The organism is Microbacterium sp. zg-B185 (assembly GCF_030246885.1).
GTDB lineage: Bacteria > Actinomycetota > Actinomycetes > Actinomycetales > Microbacteriaceae > Microbacterium.
This window is the reverse complement of the sequence record NZ_CP126739.1, coordinates 3317828-3339899: the sequence shown is the minus strand read 5'-3', so window position 1 is coordinate 3339899 and position 22072 is coordinate 3317828. Positions and strand designations below refer to the sequence as shown.

Sequence of the window (22072 nt, the reverse complement as noted above, 5' to 3'; positions counted from 1 at the left end):
TAGCGTCGACAGTACGGCACGACGACGCGCCGTCCGTCCCTGCGATGCCCGCAGGTACCGTCTACCGGCAGAGAGTGCGGCCCTGCATGCTCCTCGAACGAGACCTGATCCAGTCCGTCGGCTTCCGCAACGTCCGTGCGGGAGGACGGGTCACCGGCTTCCAGTTCCGCGTCCGGATGCCCTCCTACCGAGGGATGGCGGCATCCCTGATCGACGGGATCGCGGTTCGCGTCGGCGACCTCGTCGATGTCGCGGCCGATGTCCCGCGTTGGAGCTTCGGTGGAACGACCTACAGCCTCGCCGAACTCTGGGACAGCGACGGCGTCCGATGGCAGCTGGAAGAGCCCGCCATCGTCACCGTGCCGTTCGAAGGCGGGCTCCCCGACGGCGTCCACGAGGTGTCGATCGAGCTGCGGCTGCGCATGTCCTACATCCCGGTCGAGCATCAGCCCTCCACCTACCGGGTCACCAAGCACGTCACCCTCTCGCCGGAGGCCGACGGAGCGCCGTTCAGGTACGGCGTCTCGCTCTACAGCTTCATGGGCGACTACGGCACCGTCCTGGACCTGGAGACCGCGCTCGCAGGCATCGCCGACATCGGCGCGACCGGGGTCGAAATCCTCGGCGAGGCGCACATCCCGAACTATCCCGAGCCCGCGCAGGAGTGGGTGGACGAGTGGTTCCGGCTGCTCGAGAGGTACGGCCTGGAACCGACCAACTACGGCTCCTGGATCGACACCCGTCTGCACTCGAGCGGCCCGCACGCGCACGAGATGTCCATCGACGAGGGCGCTGCCGCGCTGCAACGCGACCTGCGGCTGGCCCATCGGCTCGGCTTCCGCTTCGTCCGGCCGAAGATCGGCGTGGTCTCCAGCGACCTGGTTCCGCACCCCATCTGGTCCGAGGCGGTGGAACGCAGCCTGCCGCTCGCCGAGGAGCTCGATCTGATCATCTGCCCCGAGATCCACTCGCCGACGCCGATCAGGCACGAGGTCGTCGAGGACTACATCGCGCTGATCACCCGCACCGGCACCAAGCACTTCGGGCTGCTGATCGACACCGGCATCTTCCAGGATCGGCCGATCGCTCTGAAGCCGGGCGAGCTTCCCGGGCAGCGCCCGGCGTTCATGGACGGCATCGCGGTCGACCCCGGCGACTTCGCGAGCGTGGCCGAGCACGTCGTGTTCATCCAGGCCAAGTTCCACGACATCGACGACACGCTCGAGGATCAGCAGATCCCCTGGGAGCCGGTGCTGCGTGCGATCAAGGACGCCGGCTACACCGGCTACCTCTCTAGCGAGTACGAGGGCGAGCGCGAGCCGTGGCGCTCGATCGAGCAGGTCCGCCGCCATCATTCGCTGATGCGTCAGGTCGCCGACCGCCTCTGAGCCGCGGCATCCATTCCATCCCCAAGGAGATCACATCATGCCGAACGGACTGATCCAGGACGACAGCCTCCGCGTGCACCCCGACGGTTTCGCGCTCTCCCTCACCCTGCCGTGGTACCGCAGCCTGTGGCTGTCATCGGTCACGTCGCTGCAGCTCACCGTCGACGGTGAGCAGATCCCCGACGATGACCTGGCGTTCGAGCTGCAGGGGGTGCGGTACCCGCTGAACGACCTGCCCCAGCAGAGCGAGGTGCTCTGGTACCTGCAGGATCACCCGCTGCTGATCGCGGCGCGCGAGACGTCGAGCGAACCCGGTGAGACCCACGAGGTCCACCTGGTCGGTCAGCTGCGCCTGCCCTATATGCAGATCGCACCGGGCGAGGACGGTGGAGCGGGCATGTACGTCCCCAACGTCGTGGACCAGACGCTGACGCTGACGGTGACGGATCGGGATGCCGCGCGCCCGGCTCTCGTGTCGGGCGTGACGGCTCCACCGCCGGCGACGGACGCCGACCCCTTCACGCTCGGCCTGACGCTGTACTCGGCCAGCGCCGAGTTCCGTGCCGGCTGGTACGACGTGGACGGCCTGCTGGCGCGGGTGGCCGAGCTCGGCATCGGCCCCGGCATCGAGATCGTCGCCTCACAGGCGCTGCCGACCTACCCGCACGTGTCGGACGAGTTCGTCCGCAACTGGCGCGCCGCCTTCGACAAGTACGGCTTCGACGCGAGCTCGTTCGGCGCCAACCTGGACATGGGCCGGCGACGTGACCGCGACATGACCGATGATGAGGAGTTCGAGTTCAGCGAGATCCTGTTCCGCGATGCCGCGACCCTCGGCTTCCCGCTCGTGCGCATCCAGAGCGCGAAGCCGACGCTTCTGCGCCGGCTTCTTCCGATCGCGGAGGAGCTGAACCTCAAGCTCGCATACGAGATCCACGCGCCGATGGGCCCGAACGCTCCGGCGGTGATGAAGGTGCGCGAGGTCTACGACGAGCTGGACTCGCCGCTCCTCGGGTTCGTCGCCGACTTCTCCGCGACGATGCACAGCATGTCGCCGACGCTTCTCCGAGCGGTGCGGCGCGCCGGGCTCGACGAGGAGGCCGTCGCACGACTGCAGGCGATCTGGGCGACGGATGCCTCGATGCAGGAGCGCCAGCAGGAGTTCATCGGCTACCTCACCAGCCGCGACTTCGACCCTGGTCGGCTCGGCTCCTTCGCCCACCTCGCCTTCAACATGCACGGCCACGTCGCTCCGCAGGAGTGGGCCGAGATCATGCCGCAGATCCTGCACGTGCATGCGAAGTTCTACGACATCGATGAGAACGGTCAGGAGCCGGCGATCGACTATCCGGAACTGGTGCGCGTCTTCGTCGAGGGCGGCTATCGGGGCTACTGGTCGAGCGAATGGGAAGGCCACGCGTTCGCCGAGCTCGGCGAGGTCGACCCGCTGCTGCTGGTTCGGCGGCAGCACGACCTCATCCGCAGGTCGATGCGGGAACTGCAGCCGGCATGAGCGGCGCGCCGGACGATCGAAGCGATCGCCGCGTGGGTGTGGCGAGGGGCGACCGGATCGGCGACGCGGTGACCACCTACATCAACCCCGTCCTGGCCGGCGACCGGCCCGACCCCGCGGTGCTTCAGGTCGGCGACCAGTACTGGCTGACCTACTCGTCGTTCGAGGCGGCGCCCGGGCTGCCGCTGTACCGTTCGACGGATCTCGTGAACTGGACATACGAGACCTCCGCACTGCACAACCCGGTCGGCAACACGTTCGCCGTCGACCTGGCCGAGCACGATGGACGCTTCTTCATCTACATCCCGTTCATCCCGACGCCGTGGTCGACGCTGACGGACGCGGCGATCTTCGTGATCCACGCCGACGCGATGAGCGGTCCGTGGTCGGAGCCGATCGACCTCGGCATCCGCGGAGTGATCGACCCCGGCCACGTCGTCGGCGAGGACGGCAGACGATACCTGTTCACCAGCGGAGTGCGCCGCATCCGGCTGACGGATGACGGCCTGTCGACAGTGGGCGAGCTCGAGTACGTCTACGACGGCTGGCGCTACCCCGAGGACTGGGTCACCGAGGCCTATGCGCTCGAGGGGCCGAAGCTGTTCTGGCGCGCGTCAGCACGCCGGAGGTCGGGGGCGGAGACTCAGAACGGGACGGGCGGCTGGTTCTACCTCGTCAGCGCCGTCGGCGGCACGGCGGGACCGCCCACCGGGCACATGGTGATCGTCGCACGGTCCCGATCGGTGCACGGACCGTGGCAGAACCACCCCCGCAACCCGATCGCCCGCACCGAGGATGCGGCCGAGGCATGGTGGTCGCGCGGCCATGCGACGCTCGTTCCCGGTCCCGCGGGCACCGACGAAGACGACTGGTGGATGATCTCGCACGGCTACGAGAACGGCTATCGCACGCTCGGCCGGCAGATCCTGCTCGAGCCGATCCGCTGGGGTGAGGACGACTGGCCAGAGGCGGTCGTCCACGACCTCGGCGCACCGATCGACGCGCCCGTCGGCGCCGCGGAGCAATCGGCGGCTCCGGACCTCGCCGACGACTTCGCGCAGCCGGATCTGGGCAGGCGCTGGGCGTTCCACGCACCTGATCGCGGAGAAGCCGAGCGCGTGCGGGTCGACGACGGCCTCATTCTGCGGGCCAAGGGCTCCTCGCCCGCCGACACATCGCCGCTCGCGATGCTCACCGGCGACCACGCGTACGAGATCGAGGTCGAGGTCACCGTCCAGCCAGGTGTCGAGGCCGGGCTGCTGCTGTTCTTCAACGACCGGCTCTTCTGCGGCATGGGCGTGGACGGCGAACGGATGCAGAGCTATTCGGGCGGCATCCGCACGCACTGGCGCGAGCCGGCTCCGGCCACCGACCGCATGACGCTGCGCATCCGCAACGACGAGCACATCGTCACCGGCTGGTACCGCGTCCCCGGCGGAGCGTGGACGCGGCACGGCGTCCGCTACGAGACCTCCGGCTACCATGCCAACACCGTCGGCGATCTGCTCAGTCTGCGCCCGGCGCTGTTCGCGACAGGGACGGGCGAGGCGCGGTTCCGCGAGTTCGCGTATCGGTCGCTGAGATGATGGCCGCCGCGCGGCCGTGGGCCCTCTCGACAGAAGCACCGTTCGCGCTGCGCCGCGCCGGCGCCCCGGCGCTCCTGGTCGGGGGCCAGGTGTTCAATTCCGCCTCGTCATCGCCGAAGGCGATCGCCGATTCCTTCGCCCACGTCCGACGCGTCGGAAGCAACGTCGTCCTCGCGCCGGTGAGCTGGGCGCTGACCGAGCCGGTCGAGGGGACGTTCGACTTCTCGCTCGTCGACGTCATGCTCGCTGAGGCGCGCACATCCGAGCTTCGCCTGGTGCTCCTGTGGTTCGGCGCCTTCAAGAACGCGGCCTCGACGTACGCTCCCACGTGGGTGCGCGCCGACCCGGAACGGTTCCCGCGCGTCGTGGTCGAACCGAAGGGCATGCCGGCCTTCAGCTACGAGGGCGCGACCGCGAAGCCGGTTCTCTCGGTCTTCAGCCCCGAACTGCGCGAGGCCGATGCGAACGCCTTCGAAGCGCTCATCCGGCACCTCGGGGATGCCGATCCGGACGGCACGGTCGTCATGGTGCAGGTCGAGAACGAGTCGGGTCTGCTCTCGGACAGCCGCGACCGCAACCCGGCGGCGGAGGCGGCGTGGAACGCCCCCGTCCCATCCGCGCTCCTCGAACACGTGCGCGGGACGACCGCCGGCAGCACGTCCGCCCGACGGCTCTGGGAGTCGCACGGAGCAGTCGACGGCGGGTCCTGGCCAGAGGTCTTCGGGAACACCCCGGCGGTGGATGAGGTGTTCATGGCGTGGGCCATCGCGAGCTACGTCGAGCATGTCGCCGGCCGCGGCCGGGCGATCGCCGACATCCCGATGTACGCGAATGCGTGGCTCGGGCCGCAGCCCGGCCAGGACGCCCCCGGCCAGTATCCGAGCGGGGGTCCGACCTCCACCGTGCTCGACATCTGGCGCGCTGCCGCACCCTCGCTCGCGTTCCTGGGTCCCGACCTCTACGTGCGCGACGCCGACGCCGCCATGGCGCAGTATGCGACCGGCACCCAGCCGTTCTTCGTGCCGGAGTGCCGCCTCAGCCCGGCCGAGCTCGTCCGCGCGATCGGTGCGTACCGAGCCATCGGATGGTCGGGGTACGGGCTGGATCTGGCCGATCCCGACGCTCAGCTGGCGGCCACGATCTCGTTCGTCGCGGGTCTCGAGAGGGAGATCGCCGCCGCAGCGCTGCGCGGCGCTATCGCCGCCGTGGTCCTCGAACCCGACGTCGACGTGGAGAGCCGGCATATCGACGGCGTAGTCATCTCGGCGCGCGGCGCACGTGCGCTCTTCCGGCGGATGCTGCTCGACGCCGGGGTGAACATCCCCGACACCGCGCTGCGGGTGCCCGATGAGACCCTCCCGAACGCGCAGATCGCCACACCGGGCGAGACGCGGCCGTTCGCCCTGATCGCCGGAACGGGCGAGGACGGGTTTCTCGTGATCGGGCGCGAGGTGACGCTGGACTACGTCGCCGCCGATGCGCGGGTCGAGATCGACTCGGTCCAGGAGCTGCTCCTCGAGAACGGCCGGGTCGTCGAAGGCCGGGTGCTCAACGGCGACGAGCGGCTGATGATCCTGCCGAACGATCGCGTCGGCGCGGCCCGCATCCGGCTCGTGCGCCTCTGACAGGCCCGCTCCTGCACACCGCGGCGACCGCCGAGATCTCCTCGACGATCGACGAGATCCGGCGCCCGATCACGGCGTGACGTTCAGCGCCAATCGCTCGGCGTCCGTGCCGTCGGTGACAGTGAGAACGAGCTCGCCCGGTTCGAGCACGAAGCGATCCTCGTCGTCCCAGAAACCGAGATCGTCCACGCCGAGCTCGAACGACACCGCCCCCGCCTCGCCGGCCGCGACGGCCACCCGTCGGAACCCGCGCAGCCGTTGCACCGGCTGCGCGAGCGAGGCGACCGGATCAGACAGGTAGACGAGCACGACGTCGTCGCCGTCGCGCTCGCCGACGTTGCGCACCGAGGCCGATACGACCACCCGCGCGCCCGCGCGAAGCTCGGTACAGGGAATCTTCGAGGTCGACAGGGATGCCGCCTCCAGGCAGAACGTCGTAAAGCTGAGTCCGTGGCCGAAGGCGAACCGGGGCCCACGCTCCAGGTCGAGGAACTTGGACGTGTAGTAGTCGTCGAGGTTGTTCGGTCCCTGCAGACCGACATCCCAGCGGTGCACAGCCATCGACCCTCCCGTCCGTGCGGGTCGCCCGGTGTTCTCAGCGTCGTGGTGGATCGGTATCTGTCCGGCCGCGCGGGGGAAGGTCATCGGGACGCGGCCGCCGGGGTTCACGGCACCGGCCACGACCCGCGCGATCGCCTCGGGCCCCCGGGTGCCCAGGTGCCAGGCCAGCAGCGCAGCGGGGGCCCGGTCGATCCAGGCCTCGACGACCAGCGGGCGTCCGGTGATCAGGATCACGACGAACGGCACGCCGGTGTCCGCGATCGCCTGGATGAGATGCTCCTGATCGCCGGGCAGCCGGATATCCGCGCGGGAACCGGCCTCGCCGGAGATCGAGCTGGGTTCACCGACGGCGATGAGCACCAGGTCGCTCTGCGCCGCGAGCAGGACTGCTTCTCGGATGTCCGCGTCCGACGGCCCCAGGAACTCCGCGCCGGATGCCACCGTCCACGTCGCCTCGGGCAATTCGGCGCGCAGCGCGTCAGCGAGGGTGCCTGCCTGCGCGCCGAAGTGCTGCACCCAGGCGCCGAGATGATCGGTGCTCGTGGCGTACGGTCCGGTCAGCAGGATGCGCTGCGTGCCGGCCGGGAGCGGCAGCACCGCACCCTGGTTCTTCAGCAGCACGACGCAGCGCTCGGCCGCGTCCTGCGCCGTGCGCAGCGTCTGCGGAGTGGGCGCGGTGCGCTCCGCGGCGGCATCCGCGAACGGGTTCTGGAACAGACCCAGCGCCTTCTTCAGCCGCAGGACACGCAGCACCGCGTCGTCGATGCGAGCGGCATCCACCGCACCACGCTCGATCAGCGGCACGCCGTCGCCGGCCAGCTCTGGCCCGCCCATGACGATATCGAGCCCGGCCGCGAGGGACTGGTGCACCGCGTCGGCCTCGTCGCGCGCCACGCCGTGCCGGACGAGCTGGGCGACGCCATCGGCGTCACCGACGACGACGCCCTCGAACCCGTACTCGGCCTTCAGCACGTCGGTCAGCAGGCGCCGGTGCGCATGCATCGGCGTGCCGTTGAGCGAGTTGAAGGCCGCCATGACGGATGCCGCCCCCGCAGCGACGGCGCTACGGAAGGGTTCGAGATACGTCTCGCGCAGGCGGCGCCGCGAGACGTCGGTGGTGTTGTAGTCGCGGCCCGCTTCGGCAGCCCCGTAGGCGACGAAGTGCTTCACGCACGCAGCGAGGGCATCCGCTGCGGTGAGGTCGTCGCCCTGGTACGCCGCCACCTTGGCAGCGCCCAGAGCGGCGGCGAGGAACGAGTCCTCACCGAACCCCTCCACCACGCGGCCCCAGCGCGGGTCGCGGGTCACATCCAGCATCGGTGCGAACGTCCAGTTCACGCCGCCCGATCTGGCCTCGGCGGCCGAGATCCGAGCGTCCGCCGCGGGCACCGAGCGATCGAAGCTGGCCGCCTGCGCCAGTGGCGTCGGAAAGATCGTGAACTGGCCGTGGAGGACATCGAGCCCGATCAGCAACGGGATGCCGTGCGCGCTCTCTTCGATGGCTGCACGCTGCAGCGCGTTCGTCCGCTCGGCGCTCTGCGGCCAGAACAGTGCCCCGATGCCGCCGCGGGCCAGGGCCAGCGCGTCGTCCTGGTCGCGGCGCCAGAGGATCTGCAGCTGGGCGAGCTTCTGACTCCACGTCATGCCTGCGAGCAGTTCTTCGGGTGTGCGCGTGTCCACGGCCATCTCTCCTCACACTCCGCGATGCTGCAGCCGCGCGTCGCGGGCTGGGGAGGAACCCTCGGCCCGGACGCGCGGCTGCAGCCGCGGTTCAGCGGATTGCTACTGGTCCCAGGCCGCGTCCATCTCCTCCAGAATCTGGTCGACGGTGCTCTGACCCGTCAGCAGGCCCTGCACGCCGGCGCCGAGCGCATCGTAGACGGCCGGGTTCGGCCAGCTCGAGTTCGGGATGCTGGTGTACGAGCCGGAGGCGAGCAGTTCACCGATCGGTTCGTACGAGGGCAGCAGCGTCTCCGGATCGATCCCGGTGATCGGCACCGCTCCGGAGATCTCGGCGAAGTGCTGCGCGTTCTCGGGCTCCGCCGCCCAGTCGAGGAAAGCCTGCGCGGACTGCTTGACCGCGTCATCCGACGAGGCGTTGATCGCCCATGCGTAGTTCGCGCCGGTGAGCGTGAACGCGTCCTGGCCGTCGTCCGGCGGGAAGGCCTGCACGTTCAGGTCGGATCCGGTCGCGCTGCTGATCGAGGCGGCCGCGCTGCCCGGCACGGCCGCGGTGAGCGAGGTGCCGCCACCGAGTCCCGCGGTGATGTTGTCGAACGTGCCACCGGCGGCGCCGTCCTGGAAGCAGCCCGAGTCGTTCATCTCCACGACGTCATCGAGGACGTCACGCCATCCGCTGTCGGCGAAGGTCACATCGCCTGCCGCCCGCTGCTCGTTCCAGTCCGGGGTTTCGGCGTAGACACGGGTGGCCGAAATCAGCTGCGTGAACAAGCCCGTGTTGAACGGGATGCCGCCTGCCAGCACGGTGAAGGTCTTGCCCGCGTCGCGGGCGGCCGAGCAGGCCTCCAGGAGGTCCTCGTAGGTCTCGGGGTATTCGATCCCCGCCTCATCGCCGGCGGTGACGTTGAAGATCATGCCGACGGGGGTCAGCGACGTGGGCTGAGCATACGTCTCACCGTCGATCTGGAACTGCGACTCACTGCCGACCGGCAGGATCGAGGCGGAGGTGTCGTCGAGCGGCTCGAGGAATCCGGCCTCGGCGAGAGTGATGACCGAGATGGGCTGGCCGGTTCCGGGCGACAGGATCGCGACGTCCGCCGCGTTGCCCGCTTGGAACTGGGTGGTGACCTGCGTGTTGTAGGCGTCGGACGGATACGGGATCACCTCGATCTCGATGCCGGCCTCGTCGGCGTACTCGGCCGCGAGCTGCGCGTAGTAGTCATCCGCGTCGTTAGCCTCGGCGACCATGATCGAGAAGCCGGTGGCGGCCGGATCCTCGGTGCTGCTGCTGCCGCCGTTGTCAGCGGGGCCGGAGCAGCCGGCGAGAACCAGAACACCGGCGACGGGGAGCCCGAGCAGCGACCATCGGATGTGTCGGTTTGTGGAGAGCTGTGACATTTCGAACCTTTCGTGACGTCTTCGTCGCCAGCGGCACAGCTGGCTCGGCTTCAGGCCGCATCTTCACTGTGACATCATTTGCATCTTTCCGACATAACAGTTGCTTATATGCGGCAATACGACGAGTGATTCACTCGCCGGGATGGAATCCCACGCGCGGGTGGTCCACGAGCACGCGCACCGCTCCGCTCAGACCCGCAGGCCGGATGGCCGCCGTCGGTTCGAAGGCGGCGGCGCCGCGTCGAGCGCCTCCGTCCATGCCGGCGTCCCCGGCCGCACCCTCCAAAGCGCTCCGAGGTTGCGACCGCCGCTGGACTTATAGCAGATATCGCTACGACTAATGTGTGATTTCGACGCAAGAGTGTGATAGTGGATCGAGGCGCTCAGCGCCGACAGCCGGAGCGCATGACGACGAGGTCAGAGAGCAGATGACAGTGACGATCGACGAGAACAGCACTCGCACGCTCACCGTGCCGCCCCGAGCCCGGCGTACGCCCGCACCGCCGACCCGGCGCAAGCCGCTGATCAGCTACGGCCACTGGTGGTGGGCGCTGCCGGCGGTGGTGCTGGTGATCGGCGTGCATTACGTCGCCACACTCACCGGCGGATTCTTCGCGTTCACCGACTGGACGGGCCTGGGCGACTGGGAGTTCATCGGCATCGACAACTTCGTACGCATCTTCAACGATCCGCAACTGCTCGGGGCGGTGTGGAACACCCTCTTCCTCGCGGTCGGGTCGGTCCTCCTCACGAACGTCATCGGTCTGCTGTTCGCACTCGCCATCAACCGGATGCTCAAGACCCGGTACATCCTGCGGACGCTGCTGTTCATGCCCGTCGTGCTGAGCCCGCTGGCCGTCGCGTACGTGTGGAAGTTCATCTTCCAGTTCGACGGCCCCCTCAACGGCGTGCTCGGTGCCGTCGGCCTGGAAGAACTCCAGAAGGTGTGGCTCGCCGACCCGACATGGTCGATCTGGGCGATCCTGATCACGGTGGTCTGGCAGCAGACCGGCTTCACGATGGTGATCTATCTCGCAGGCCTGGCCAGCGTCCCGGTCGAGGTCGAGGAGGCCGCCGCGCTGGATGGCGCCGGAATCTGGGGCCGTTTCTGGAACGTCACCGTCCCCGCGATCCGTCCGTCGATCGCGATCGCGACCACGCTCGGCATCATCCAGGGCCTGCGCATCTTCGACCAGATCCTCGCCCTCACCGGCGGAGGACCTGCCGGGTCCACCGAGACCCTCGCCACGGAGGTCTACAAGCAGGCGTTCTCACTGGGACAGTTCGGGTTCGGCTCGGCCCTCGCGCTCGTGCTGACCATCGTCATCCTGGCGTTCGCCATCCTCCAGCAGTACGTCACCCGCGACCGCGACGCCGGAAGGGCCTGATTCATGTTCCGCTACACCAAAGCAACCGCGGTCCGCGAAGTGCTGGTCTGGATCGTCACGCTGCTCGGTCTTCTTCCCTTCTACATCCTCGTCGTCACATCGCTGAAGTCTGATCAGGAGACGCTCACCACGAGCGCCGTCGCACCGCCGAGCACGCTCGATGTCAGCGCGTTCGTCGAGGTGCTGACGACCACGGGACGCAACAGCATCCCGATGAGCATCCTCAACAGCGTGATCATCACGGCCGGCGCGATCTTCGGACTGGTCCTGCTGGGCTCCGTCGCCGCCTACGTGATCGCCCGCCGCACGCGACGGTGGACGAACATCACCTTCTACCTCGTGCTGATCGCGATCATCCTGCCCGCCCAGCTCGGAACCGTGCCCCTCTACATCGGAGCCCGCAGCGTCGGCCTGACCGGCAACGCGCTCGGCATGGTCCTGCTGTGGATCGGCATCCTGCTGCCGCTGGCGGTGTTCCTGTACGCGAGCTTCTTCCGGGGACTTTCGACCGAGTACGAAGAGGCCGCCGTCATCGACGGCGCCACCCCCACGCAGGCGTTCTTTCGAGTGGTGCTGCCGCTCATGGCCCCCGCGACGGGGACCGTGGCGATCCTGGCCGGGCTGATCGTCTGGAACGACTTCTTCAACTCGCTGATCTTCCTCGGCGGATCCACGACGCAGACGCTGCCGGTGGCGATGTACACCTACGTCGGAGGCCTCGTCTCGGCGTGGAACAAGATCTTCGCCGTCGTGATCATCTCGATGATCCCGATCCTGGCCTTCTACATGTTCGCGCAGAAGCGCTTCATCCAGGGCTTCGCCGGTGGCCTCAAAGGCTGATCGAGGCGTCCGCGGCGACGATGGGCTCGACGTAGCGGACGCCGGTGGCAACGGTCGCCTGCACCTCGCGGGCCGCGTCGAGGAACACCGAGCGCATCCAGGCGTGCTCGGGGTCGCGGTCATGGACGGGATGCCACCACAGCGCGTTCGTCGTCGGGGTCGCGTCGAAAGGCGGCTCCAGAATGCGGATGCCGCCCAGCCGGGCGATCTCGGGGGCCAGTGCGGCCTGCACCAGACCGAGCCGGTTGGTGCCGACCACGAAGTGCGTCAGCGCGAGGAAGCTCTCCACGACGACGTCGACCACCGGCTCCAGACCCAGCAGCTGAAGCTGGCGACCTGCCGAGGTGAAGGCCGACCGCGAGCGGTAGGTGAACACCCACGGGCACTGCGCGAGGATCTCCATGCTCAGCCCGTCCGCGACCAGCTCGTTGCCCTCGTCGGCCACGACCACCCAGCGGTCGCGCCAGAGATCCTCGTAGGGCAGGTCGGTGAGGTAGCCGTGCGGGATGACCATGGCATCGACGGAGCGCAGGCTGTTGGCCGCGTCATCGACGATGGGTGTGTTGTGCAGGACGAAGCGGAACCGCACGCCGGTCGCCGTGCGAGCGGCGACGCGGGAGACCGCCGCGCCGATCGTGGCGAAGCCGTAGTCCGAGCCGTAGATCGAGAACTCCCGCGACGACTCGTGCGGCGTCCACGTGGCCTGGCTTTCGAAGACGCGCCGGGCGGCATCCAATGCGATGGTCGTGTGCTCGGACAGCCGCAGCGCCAGCGGCGTGAGTTCATACGCGTTGCCGCGACGGGCCAGGATCGGGTCGTTGAAGTGATTGCGCAGTCGCGCCAGCGACGCGCTGAGCGCCGGCTGGCTCAGATGGAGACGTTCGGCGGCGCGGGTGACGCTGCGCTCGGTGAGCAGCGCGTCCAGAGCGACCAGCAGATTCAGGTCGAGACGGGACAGCAACGGGTGATCGGCCACGGCGGTGTGATCCTTCGTCGTACGTCGGGTACGCCGCCCATCCTATCGAGGCGATCTATTCCGGCGGCACCCATATTCGTCGAAGCGATGCCGCCCGATCCAGACGATCCACCTCACACCGATCCGGAAGGCCGCCATCATGACCTATCAGCTCGCACCCAACATCGAACTCCTGTTCACCGAGGCCGGCGACTACCACGACCGCGTCCGCGCGGCCGCAGCCGACGGGTTCACCGCCGTCGAGATGTGGGGGCCCACCGGGGTCGACGCCCCGGCGACCCCGAAAGACCTTCCCGCCGTGAAAGCCGCGCTTGAGGAGACCGGCACTCAGCTGACCGCGCAGCTGTCCGAGCCGCGCACGCAGTTCATGATCCCGCCCTGGGATCACTCCGAGTTCTACCGCAAGCTCGATGAGGGCGTCCAGATCGCACACTTCCTGGGAACTCCGCGGCTGGTGGTCGGGAGCGGAACCGGGTTCGGCGGCTGGAAGCGTCAGATTCAGCTCGACAAGCTGATCGAGATCTACCAGAAGGCCATCGCCCAGATCGATGGATCCGGCGTCACGCTGGTCCTCGAACCCGTCAACGTGCGCGTCGACCATCCGGGTTCGCTCCTGGACCGCACGGCAGAAGCGGTCTACGTGGCGCGCGGCGTGGACTCCCCGAACTTCGGGGTGCTCTATGACATCTACCACTCCGCCGTCGAAGGGGAGGACATCGAGACCGAGCTGACGAACGCGGGCTCGATCATCAAGTACGTCCAGCTGGCGGACGCGCCGGGCCGAGGCGAGCCCGGCACCGGCGACCTGGACTGGCCGACCACGCTGGCCGTGCTCCGTGGCTCGGGCTACGACGGCCCGATCGGACTGGAGTACTACCCGCAGTCCGCCTCCGCGGAGTCGGTCCGCTACATCCGCGACGTGGCGGCCGGCGCATGAGCGCACGCGACTATCCCGACGCCGTGGACGTCGCGATCGTCGGCAGCGGGCCCGCCGGGGCGACCTACGCCCGCATCCTCAGCGAGCGCGCGCCGCAGGCGAGGATCGCGCTGTTCGAGGTGGGCCCGACCGTCACCGACCCTCCGGGCGCGCACGTGAAGAACATCGCCGACCCCGTTGCGCGCGCCGCCGCGCAGACGCGATCGGAGGGTCCGCACGCACAGGAGAGCCCGGATCGCGCCGGCGGCATCGTCAAGACCACGCAGCGCCGCGCGCGTCCGGGCACATTCCTGCTGGAGAGCGGCTACCAGGTCGAGGGCGAGGACGGGCTCCCCGCCGCGGCGATGTCCAGCAATGTCGGTGGGATGGCTGCACACTGGACCGGCGCGTGCCCGCGACCCAATGACAGCGAGCGGATCGCGATCCTGGACGCCGACGGCGGCTTCGATGAGCTGCTCACCGAGGCGGAGCGGCTCCTGGGCGTGACGGCCGACGCGTTCGACAGCTCGCCGTACGCGCCGTTGGTGCGCGGCCGCCTCGCCGCGGCCGAGGATGCCGGCAGGATCGCGCGGACCCGCGTGCAGCGGATGCCGCTCGCGGTGCACCGCCGGGAGGACGGCAACCTCGTGTGGTCGGGCTCGGATGTCGTCTTCGGCGAGGTCACCCGCACCAACCCCCGCTTCACGCTCTTCGACGAGTCGCTCGTCACGCGGGTGCTGGTCGAGGACGGCCGCGCGGCGGGCATCGCCGTCACCGATCTGCGCACGGGCGAGAGCTGTGAAGTCCGCGCGGAATTCGTCGTGGTAGCGGCGGACGCGCTGCGCACGCCGCAGCTGCTGTGGGCATCCGGCGTCCGCCCCGATGCCCTCGGCCGCTACCTCAACGACCAGGTCCAGATCGTGTTCGCCGTGCGGATCCGCGACCTCGAGGCGACCGACGGCGGCGATGGCCCCGCCGCCACGGGGTTGAGCGAGTACAGCGGTGTGACGTGGGTGCCCTTCACCGACGAGATGCCCTTCCACGGGCAGGTGATGCAGCTGGATGCCTCGCCCGTGAAGCTCGCCGAGGACGACCCGGCCGCGCCCGGGTCCATTGTGGGGCTGGGCCTGTTCTGTGCCAAGGACCTGCAGGCGTCGGACCGCATCGAGTTCTCCGACCACGAGGTGGACGGATACGGGATGCCGGCGATGACCGTGCACTATCGCCTGACGCCCCGCGACCACGAGGTGATCGCGCGCGGCACGGCGGAGATCGTGCGCCTCGGCGCGGCCGTGGGCGAGCCCTTGGACGAGCGCCCCTTCGTGATGCCCCTCGGCGCCTCGCTGCACTACCAGGGCACCACCCGCCTGGGTGCCGCCGACGACGGTGCCAGCGTCTGCTCGCCCCGGGGTGAGGTGTGGGACGTGCCGGGTCTGTTCGTCGCCGGCAACGGCGTCATCCCCACCGCGACGGCGTGCAACCCGACGCTGACCGGAGTGGCCCTGGCCGTGCACGGTGCGCGTGCGATCGCCGAGGACCTGGCGAGCCGGTGAGACAGGTCTTGCTTATGTCGGAATCCGACAATAGACTGTGGAAACAATGACAAAGATGTCCGGCCGAACGTGTCGGCCAAGAGCCTGGAGGTTCTCGTGATCCCGGATCGCATCATCGAGCAGGGAACGCTCACGACCACGGGCAGGCGCACCGCGGTCGAGGTGCGCCTGCCCTGGTACCGCGCGCTGCCGGGATCCTGTATCGCCGGGGCGAAGCTGACCATCGACGGCGTGGAGGCTCCGGCAGAGTCGCTGCGCTGGAGGATGAACGGCCGCGAGTTCGACTTCTCCGAGCTCGCCGACGAGACGGGGGCGTGGTGGTTTCCCACGGACTCCGCCGTGCTCTCGGGGGAACTGCCGGTCTCGCCCGGGCGAGAGCACGAGGTGCGCGTGGATCTCACGCTCTTCATCCCGTACATCATCATCTCGGACACCGAGACGCTTCACATCGAAGAGCACGACATCAAGACCATGAAGGCGGTGGCGGCATGACCGCGGTGGACCGGTACGCCGGAGAACTCGGCACGCCCATCCAGGGCGTCACCCTGTACAGCTTCACGCGCGCCTTCCACGGCCGCGAGTACGACCTCGAAGGCCTCATCCGCAAGGTGGCGGCAGACGGGTACGGACCAGGACTGGAGGTCATCGGGTTCTCCAGTTTCCGCGGGTTCCCGGTGATCGAGGACTCGTTCGCGGGCTGGTTCCGCGACCTGGTCGAAGAGGTGGGGCTGGTGACGACGTCGCTCGCCGTGAACGCCGACATCGGCATCCACCGTGACCGACTGCTCACGCAGGACGAGCTGATCGACTACATGACGCTGCAGATCCAGGCGGCAGCGAAGCTCGGCTTCCCCATCGCGCGGGTGCAGATCTCGATCACCCCGGACTCGATGGAGGCCCTCGCGCCGATCGCCGAGCAGCACGGGGTCACTCTGGCGCTCGAGGTGCACGCCGACCAGTACGCGTCGCATCCGCGCATCCTGGCGCTGCGCGACCGGTTCGCGCAGGTCCGCTCGCCGTTCCTGGGGTTCACCATGGACTGGGGCGCCACCGTCAGCGGCTTCGCGCCCTCCCTGATCGAGGCGTACCGACGCCGCGGCGCTTCCGAAGAGCTGCTCGCGCAGGTCACCGGGCTGTGGGACGAGTTCTACCAGCAGGGGCCGCCGGTCGATCAGGCCGACCACGGTCAGCGGTTCGGCCGCTTCATCGCACTGGCCGCGCAGAATGGCCGCCCCGACCTCGGCATCGACTTCGGCATCAACGGCACCGGCCTGTTCGGCTCGGCCAGGGTGGCGGACTGGCTCGAGATCATGCCCTGGATCCGTCACGTTCACGGAAAGTTCTTCGGCATCGACGAGAACGGCGAAGAACCGTCGGTCCCGGTGCGCGACCTGATCCGGCTGCTCGTGGAGAACGGCTACTCGGGGGCGATCTCCAGCGAGTACGAGGGCTGGCACTGGAACCACTGGCAGAGCCCGTTCGAGATCATCGCCGGCGAGCAGGCCCTACAGCGCTCCGCCGCCGCCGACGCCGGCTCACGCATGATCACGGATGCCGGGGAAGCCCGGAGCCTGCTGCAGACCCACCTCGCCCAGCCGGTCCGCGGCTGACCCTCCCGCACCACCTCCGAACGCACATCGACACTCAGGCCAGGGACAACCATGACTGACGGCATCGCCGGCACCGGGATCAAGCTCGGGATCACCCTCTATTCGCTCACCTCCGAGTTCGCGGCAGGGCTGTACACGCCCGAGACGCTCATCAAGGCGGCCGCCGATCACGGGCTCGGTCCGGGCATCGAGTTCAACATCGCCCAGATGCTGCGCACCTATCCCAATGTGGACGAGGAGTTCGTCCGCATCTGGCGCGACAGCATGGACCGCTACGGACTCGAGCCGAGTGCGATCGGAACCAACCTCGACATGGGGCGCCGCAAGGACCGCGACATGACCCCCGACGAGGAGCACGATTTCCTCGCGCGACAGCTCGAGACCGCGCACACCCTCGGCTTCACGAAGGTCGTCATCCGCTCGCACGGCAAAGAGCTGCTGCGCGGGCTGCTGCCGCTCGCCGAGAAGTACGACCAGAAGCTCGGCTACGAGATCCACGCCCCATCGGGGCCGAACGACCCGCAGGTCCTGCAGATGCGGGAGATGTACGACGAGCTGCAGTCCGACCGCCTCGGCTTCACCGCCGACTTCTCCTCGACGATGCACAGCCTGTCCCCGACGCTGCTGCGGACGCTGCGCCAGATGGGCATGGACGAGAAGCATTTCCCCGTGATGGACGAGATCTGGCATGAGCCGACGCCCATGCACGTGCGCAACCAGAAGTTCGAGGACTACCTCACCGGCGAGGGCGTCGACCCCCTGCGGTTCGGCCCGTTCACCCGGCTGGCGTTCAACATGCACGGGCTGGTGCCGCCTGAGGAGTGGCTCGACATCATGCCGCAGATCTTCCACGTGCACGCCAAGTTCTACGACATCGACGACGACGGGAACGAACCGGCCATGGACATCCCCCGGATCGTCCGCCAGTTCGTCGAGGGCGGCTATCAGGGCTATCTGTCCAGCGAGTGGGAGGGTCATGCGTTCTCCGACCTCGGGGAGTCCGATCCGATCGATCTGGTCAAGAAGCAGCACGCGCTCATGCGGCGCGCGATCGAGGACACCGTCGCCGAGCGACTGCCGGCCTGAGGCCGCGCTCAGCTGCCCACGACACGTTTCACCGACATCCTTTACTGATCCAGCGCCGAACGAGGACACATCATGGCCACCCACAATTCCCTCTTCTCCGAGCAGGACGTCCATCGCCGCGACGACGGCATCGCCGTATCCGTGCAGCTGCCCTGGTACCGCAGCCTGTGGCTGTCGGCCGTCGACGACGTCGCGGCCTCGGTCAACGGGATCGCGGTGCCCAGGGACGACCTGCGTTTCGAACTGAACGGCAGGAGCTACCGCATCGACGAGCTGCCCGAGCAGTGGGACACGCTCTGGTTCGTCGCCGACAAGCCCGAGGTGGTCATTCCGCTCGATCATGCGCCCCAGGCGGGTGAGAAGCTGACCGTCGAGGTCGTGCTGACGATGCGGCTGCTGTACATGCAGATCATGCCCGGCGCGGACGGCGGCCCCGGCCGCTACGTCACCAACCGCGTCCCGGTGCAGCGCGAGGTCGTGCTGGCCTGAGCGGCCCCGCGCCGGCTGACGTGGGACGCACGTGCCCGAGCGCACGACCTGCCGCCGAGCGCACGGCATCCCCGCGCCACCAGGCCGTGCACTCGGCGCGAACCCGTGTGCTCGCGGCGCAGTGACCGACGCCGCTCAGCGCCCGCGGTTGTAGTACGGCCAGGGGAGCAACCGGCGCTCGCCGCTGCGGTCCGGACCCTCGAGCGCGACCTCGCCCGTGGCGGCCCACTCGACGCCGCGCGGGAACATGCGGATGAACTCGATGCGACGGAACGTGTCGATGTCGTGGCCGATCGTGATGGTGAACGACCGGCCGGCGCCGTACTCGTTGATCCAGGGCTTGCCGATGCCGGCGGTGATCGGGTGGCCGGTTCGGCGACCTTCAGCAGGGCCTCTCCCCAGGGGCGGGGACGGATGCCGGTCGGCACACTGAGCTTGGCTCCTCGCATGGTGTTGTACTCGTCCGGATAGCCCCAGTCATCCTCCTGGACGGGAAGCGACCGGTGTCCTCCAGCAGCGTGGTGATCCACTGGTTGTGGGCGCGGAAGCTGCGGTGCTCGTTGTCGTGCTCTCGGGTCATGTGACCCGAGAGGATCAGGACGTCGAGGACATCGTCCATGGCTGCTCCTGTTCTCGGGAAGATTCCTTCGTCCGCGCGTGCACCCCGGCGCCGGCGCGCAGAGCGCTCCGCGCGAGTCGGAGGTGCCGCCGCGTCATGTCTGCGGCATCGTCGTCGAGCCACTCGTGGCCGCCCCACTCGCTGCACAGTGTGCCCGCGAAGCCGGTGGCGGCCAGTTCGGTGGCAAGTTCGCTGATCGGCCGCGACACTCGGGCGTCGGCATCCTCCAGGTCCCAGAACTTCAGATGCACGGCGCCGACGAGCGGAAGGATGTCGCGCAGGTCGGCGGCATCCGACCTTCCGAATCGCACGAGCAGGTTCATGAACGCGGTGTGCACCCGTGCGGGCACGCCGCCAGAGCGGAGCACATCGATGACCGCACCGTTGGTCGCAGGGTCCCGCCAGTCGGTGGCGAGTCTCTGCAGCAGCGTCTCGGGCACGCCGCCTGCGCGCAGCAGCGCGAGGTAGCTCGGCGGCAGCGACGGCATCAGCATGCTGATGTCCAGCAGAAGCCGCAGGTGCGGGTCGTCGACGGCGGCGATCGCCTCGATCGCGTCCCGCGCCGCGGTCGAATCCGGTGTCTGCTGACCCTGGATCTCCTCGAACAGCACCAGGTCGAGGTCGTGCAGCAGCGGCAGCAGCCGGCGCAGCAGTGGTTCGCCGGCCTGCCCGATGGGCAGCCGCACGCCCACGGCGCCGACGCGCTGCGCGGCGCGCAGCTGCGGGAGGAGGAAGGCGAGGCGCTCGGCGTCGGTGCGCCGCTGCGTCGGGCTGAACCAGTCGTCCAGGCTCGCGCCGACGATGCTCACGCTTGCCCCGACCGCGTCGAGCCCGGCGCGCAGCGCGTCGGCGTCGGTATCCGAGGCCGTGGGGAACGATCGCCACAACTGGCCGGGCTCGAGCTCGATCACCGATGCCACGCCGTCCGCGACGATGCCCAGGGCGATGTCGTGCGCGGCTCGCTCAGCGCGGATCACCTCGGGCGTCCAGTTGAACGCGGATGCCGCGAGCGTCCAGTTCGCGGGCAGCGGGTCGTGGTCGTGTGCGGTCTCGGTTGCGACGCGCTCCTGGAGCGTCACTGCCGCGCGCACCGGTGTCGCGGCATCCAGGGTGAGAGAGCGTCCGATCTGGAACGGCAGCGTGAGCGGTCCGTCCGGTCTGGTCTGCAGATACGGGATGACCAGGCAGAAGGACACCTCGACCTCGTGCGCGCCGGGCGCGAGGTCCGCAGGCCCGCGCAGGGCGAGACGGTCCTGGAGGAACCACCACCCGGTCTGGTCGGGGAGTGCGGTGGGCGCGACGCGGCGCCCCCCGCACTCGACGAGCAGCGGCTGGACCTGGTGGCCGTCGATCGACAGGGCGAGGCCGGCGAGGGAGGCGATCGGGAGCGAGCGGATCCAGGGAAGGCCGAGGAGGAGGACGAAACCGTCGTCGGTCGATCGCAGGGCGTCATCGCGCAGGGCGGAGAGGGTCATCGCGGGCACGTCCTCGTGTCTCGTTCACCGGACCGACGACCGGCTTAGGACGACAACCTACCCCCTTTTGTCGGAAAAGAGAAGAAGTATCAGGCGCCCGCGCGGACCCCCGCGACCGTCGGGCGGCCATCGGCGAACCAGCGCGGGAAGGTGACATCGAACAGCTGCTCGCGCACCATCTCGGCGCCGCCGCGCAAGGGCTCACGCACGTCGTTCTGCGACTGCACGATGTTCAGGTCTCGGGTCGCGAGGGGAAGTGACAGCTCGTACACCCGCTGGCGCACCTCGGCGAGGAAGACCTCGCCGGCTCCCACGACCGCGCCGCCGATCACGATCGTCCCGGGGTTGAACATGTTCACCAGCGCCGCGATGGACTCGCCCACCACGCGCGCACAGCGCTGGATCAGCGAGATCGCGAGCGCGTCGCCGTCCTCGGCTGCACGCGCGATCGCCTCCGGGGTGAGCGGCTCGCCCTCCCGCGTGCGCTGCGCGAGCGCGCCGGTTGCGCCATCGGCGATCGCGACCTCCGCGTCGCGCACGAGCGCCCAGCCTCCGGCGACAGCCTCCAGGCAGCCGATCTTGCCGCACCGGCACAGCGCATCCGATCCGGCGACGCGGACGTGCCCGATGTCGCCGGCTGCCCCGTTGGCACCCCGGTGGATGCGGCCCTGCGAGAGCAGACCGGCGCCGATTCCGGAGCCGACCTTGCAGTAGATCAGGTTCACGTGCTCGTCGGGCCGCCGCGTCCGCTCGTTGAGCGCGAGCAGGTTCACGTCGTTGTCGACCCAGACCGGCGCGTCGTAGCGCTGCTCGAACCGGCGGCGGATGTCGAAGCCGTTCCAGCCCGGCATGATCGGCGGTGCGACGGGCCGCCCGGAGGCGAAGTCCACCGGACCGGGGATGCCGACCGAGATGCCCCAGATCGGAACATCGGGCGTGCGGGCGAGGACCTCGTCGATCATGGCCATCGCGGTGTCCAGCGTCTCGGCGGGTCCGCGCGAGATGTCCCACGCCCGGTGCGTCTCTTCGAGGATGTCGCCCTCGAGCATCGCGACGCCGACGTGGATGTGCAGCGCACCGAGCGCGCACACGATGATCCGGCCGCGACCGCTGCGGAACCGCAGCGTGCGCGGCGCCCGACCGCCCGAGGAGGGGCCGAACTCGCCGTCCTCGAGGTAGCCGATGCCGATCGCCTGCTCCACGCGCTGCGTCACGACGCCGCGACCGAGCCCGGTCACGCGTCCGATCTCGGGTCGGGTTGCCGCGTCGCCCGCGCGCACCATGTTGACGATGCGCAGCAGGCTCGTCACCTCGTCGGTCTGAGCGCCGAAACGCAGGGTGGACTCTGTCGCCATGGTGCGATTTTCGC

18 protein-coding genes are annotated in these 22072 nt (G+C 69.0%); 12 read left to right on the top strand and 6 right to left on the bottom strand.

All coding sequences use genetic code 11. The annotated features are described in order from the left end of the window. Positions 1 to 86: 86 nt before the first annotated feature. Genes QNO12_RS15840 through QNO12_RS15825 form a run of 4 tightly spaced genes read left to right on the top strand, consistent with a single transcriptional unit; the run spans position 87 to position 6112 of the window. Positions 87 to 1388: a C-glycoside deglycosidase beta subunit domain-containing protein gene (locus QNO12_RS15840; protein ID WP_257501191.1), complete on the top strand. Its 1302-nt coding sequence runs from the start codon at positions 87 to 89 to the stop codon at positions 1386 to 1388. 37 nt (positions 1389 to 1425) lie between these two features. Next, complete coding sequence (locus tag QNO12_RS15835; protein WP_257501192.1) at positions 1426 to 2901, top strand: C-glycoside deglycosidase beta subunit domain-containing protein; 1476 nt, start codon at positions 1426 to 1428, stop codon at positions 2899 to 2901. A gap of 32 nt (positions 2902 to 2933) precedes the next feature. After that, on the top strand, positions 2934 to 4487 hold the full coding sequence (locus tag QNO12_RS15830) for a family 43 glycosylhydrolase (protein ID WP_257501193.1): 1554 nt from the start codon (positions 2934 to 2936) through the stop codon (positions 4485 to 4487). Then, entirely contained in the window at positions 4487 to 6112 is a 1626-nt protein-coding gene (locus tag QNO12_RS15825; protein WP_257501194.1) for a DUF5597 domain-containing protein, read from the top strand. The genes QNO12_RS15830 and QNO12_RS15825 overlap by 1 nt, the downstream gene beginning before the upstream one ends. A 69-nt stretch (positions 6113 to 6181) precedes the next feature. On the opposite strand, the gene QNO12_RS15820 is transcribed toward QNO12_RS15825, so the two are convergent. The 3 genes from QNO12_RS15820 to QNO12_RS15810 form a co-directional block, all read right to left on the bottom strand. Continuing rightward, positions 6182 to 8353, bottom strand: coding sequence for a glycoside hydrolase family 3 N-terminal domain-containing protein (locus tag QNO12_RS15820; protein ID WP_257501195.1), 2172 nt, complete (start codon positions 8351 to 8353; stop codon positions 6182 to 6184). Between the two features lie 102 nt (positions 8354 to 8455). Then, the gene (locus tag QNO12_RS15815) at positions 8456 to 9751 is read right to left on the bottom strand and encodes an ABC transporter substrate-binding protein (RefSeq protein WP_257501196.1); all 1296 of its coding nucleotides are present in this window, start codon (positions 9749 to 9751) and stop codon (positions 8456 to 8458) included. Between the two features lie 130 nt (positions 9752 to 9881). After that, positions 9882 to 10010, bottom strand: coding sequence for a hypothetical protein (locus QNO12_RS15810; protein WP_257501197.1), 129 nt, complete (start codon positions 10008 to 10010; stop codon positions 9882 to 9884). A 169-nt stretch (positions 10011 to 10179) separates the two neighbouring features. On the opposite strand from QNO12_RS15810, the gene QNO12_RS15805 reads away from it, so the two are divergent. Further along, positions 10180 to 11139, top strand: a complete 960-nt coding sequence (locus QNO12_RS15805; protein ID WP_257501198.1) for a carbohydrate ABC transporter permease — start codon at positions 10180 to 10182, stop codon at positions 11137 to 11139. A gap of 3 nt (positions 11140 to 11142) precedes the next feature. Then, positions 11143 to 11979: a carbohydrate ABC transporter permease gene (locus QNO12_RS15800; RefSeq protein WP_257501199.1), complete on the top strand. Its 837-nt coding sequence runs from the start codon at positions 11143 to 11145 to the stop codon at positions 11977 to 11979. Here the strand turns inward: QNO12_RS15800 and QNO12_RS15795 are convergent. Continuing rightward, complete coding sequence (locus QNO12_RS15795) at positions 11969 to 12955, bottom strand: LysR family transcriptional regulator (protein ID WP_257501200.1); 987 nt, start codon at positions 12953 to 12955, stop codon at positions 11969 to 11971. The genes QNO12_RS15800 and QNO12_RS15795 overlap by 11 nt on opposite strands. A 139-nt stretch (positions 12956 to 13094) precedes the next feature. Here QNO12_RS15795 and QNO12_RS15790 point away from each other — a divergent pair, with 139 nt between their 5' ends. From QNO12_RS15790 to QNO12_RS15765, 6 genes are all read left to right on the top strand, one after another. Beyond that, entirely contained in the window at positions 13095 to 13892 is a 798-nt protein-coding gene (locus tag QNO12_RS15790) for a TIM barrel protein (protein ID WP_257501201.1), read from the top strand. Continuing rightward, a complete protein-coding gene (carA, locus tag QNO12_RS15785) occupies positions 13889 to 15424 on the top strand; it encodes a c-glycoside 3-oxidase CarA (protein ID WP_257501202.1) in 1536 nt (511 codons plus the stop codon). The genes QNO12_RS15790 and carA overlap by 4 nt, the downstream gene beginning before the upstream one ends. Positions 15425 to 15493: 69 nt before the next feature. Further along, on the top strand, positions 15494 to 15916 hold the full coding sequence (locus QNO12_RS15780; RefSeq protein WP_308495352.1) for a C-glycoside deglycosidase beta subunit domain-containing protein: 423 nt from the start codon (positions 15494 to 15496) through the stop codon (positions 15914 to 15916). Next, complete coding sequence (locus QNO12_RS15775; RefSeq protein WP_257501203.1) at positions 15913 to 17034, top strand: sugar phosphate isomerase/epimerase family protein; 1122 nt, start codon at positions 15913 to 15915, stop codon at positions 17032 to 17034. The genes QNO12_RS15780 and QNO12_RS15775 overlap by 4 nt, the downstream gene beginning before the upstream one ends. Before the next feature lie 51 nt (positions 17035 to 17085). Beyond that, the gene (locus QNO12_RS15770) at positions 17086 to 18120 is read left to right on the top strand and encodes a sugar phosphate isomerase/epimerase family protein (RefSeq protein ID WP_257501204.1); all 1035 of its coding nucleotides are present in this window, start codon (positions 17086 to 17088) and stop codon (positions 18118 to 18120) included. Between the two features lie 141 nt (positions 18121 to 18261). Then, positions 18262 to 18609 carry a C-glycoside deglycosidase beta subunit domain-containing protein gene (locus QNO12_RS15765; RefSeq protein ID WP_374113566.1) on the top strand — a complete coding sequence of 116 codons (348 nt, stop codon included), beginning with the start codon at positions 18262 to 18264 and terminating at the stop codon, positions 18607 to 18609. A gap of 594 nt (positions 18610 to 19203) precedes the next feature. Here the strand turns inward: QNO12_RS15765 and QNO12_RS15760 are convergent. Further along, positions 19204 to 20712 carry a hypothetical protein gene (locus QNO12_RS15760; RefSeq protein WP_257501206.1) on the bottom strand — a complete coding sequence of 503 codons (1509 nt, stop codon included), beginning with the start codon at positions 20710 to 20712 and terminating at the stop codon, positions 19204 to 19206. A gap of 80 nt (positions 20713 to 20792) precedes the next feature. Further along, positions 20793 to 22058, bottom strand: coding sequence for an ROK family protein (locus QNO12_RS15755; protein ID WP_257501207.1), 1266 nt, complete (start codon positions 22056 to 22058; stop codon positions 20793 to 20795). Positions 22059 to 22072: the final 14 nt, after the last annotated feature.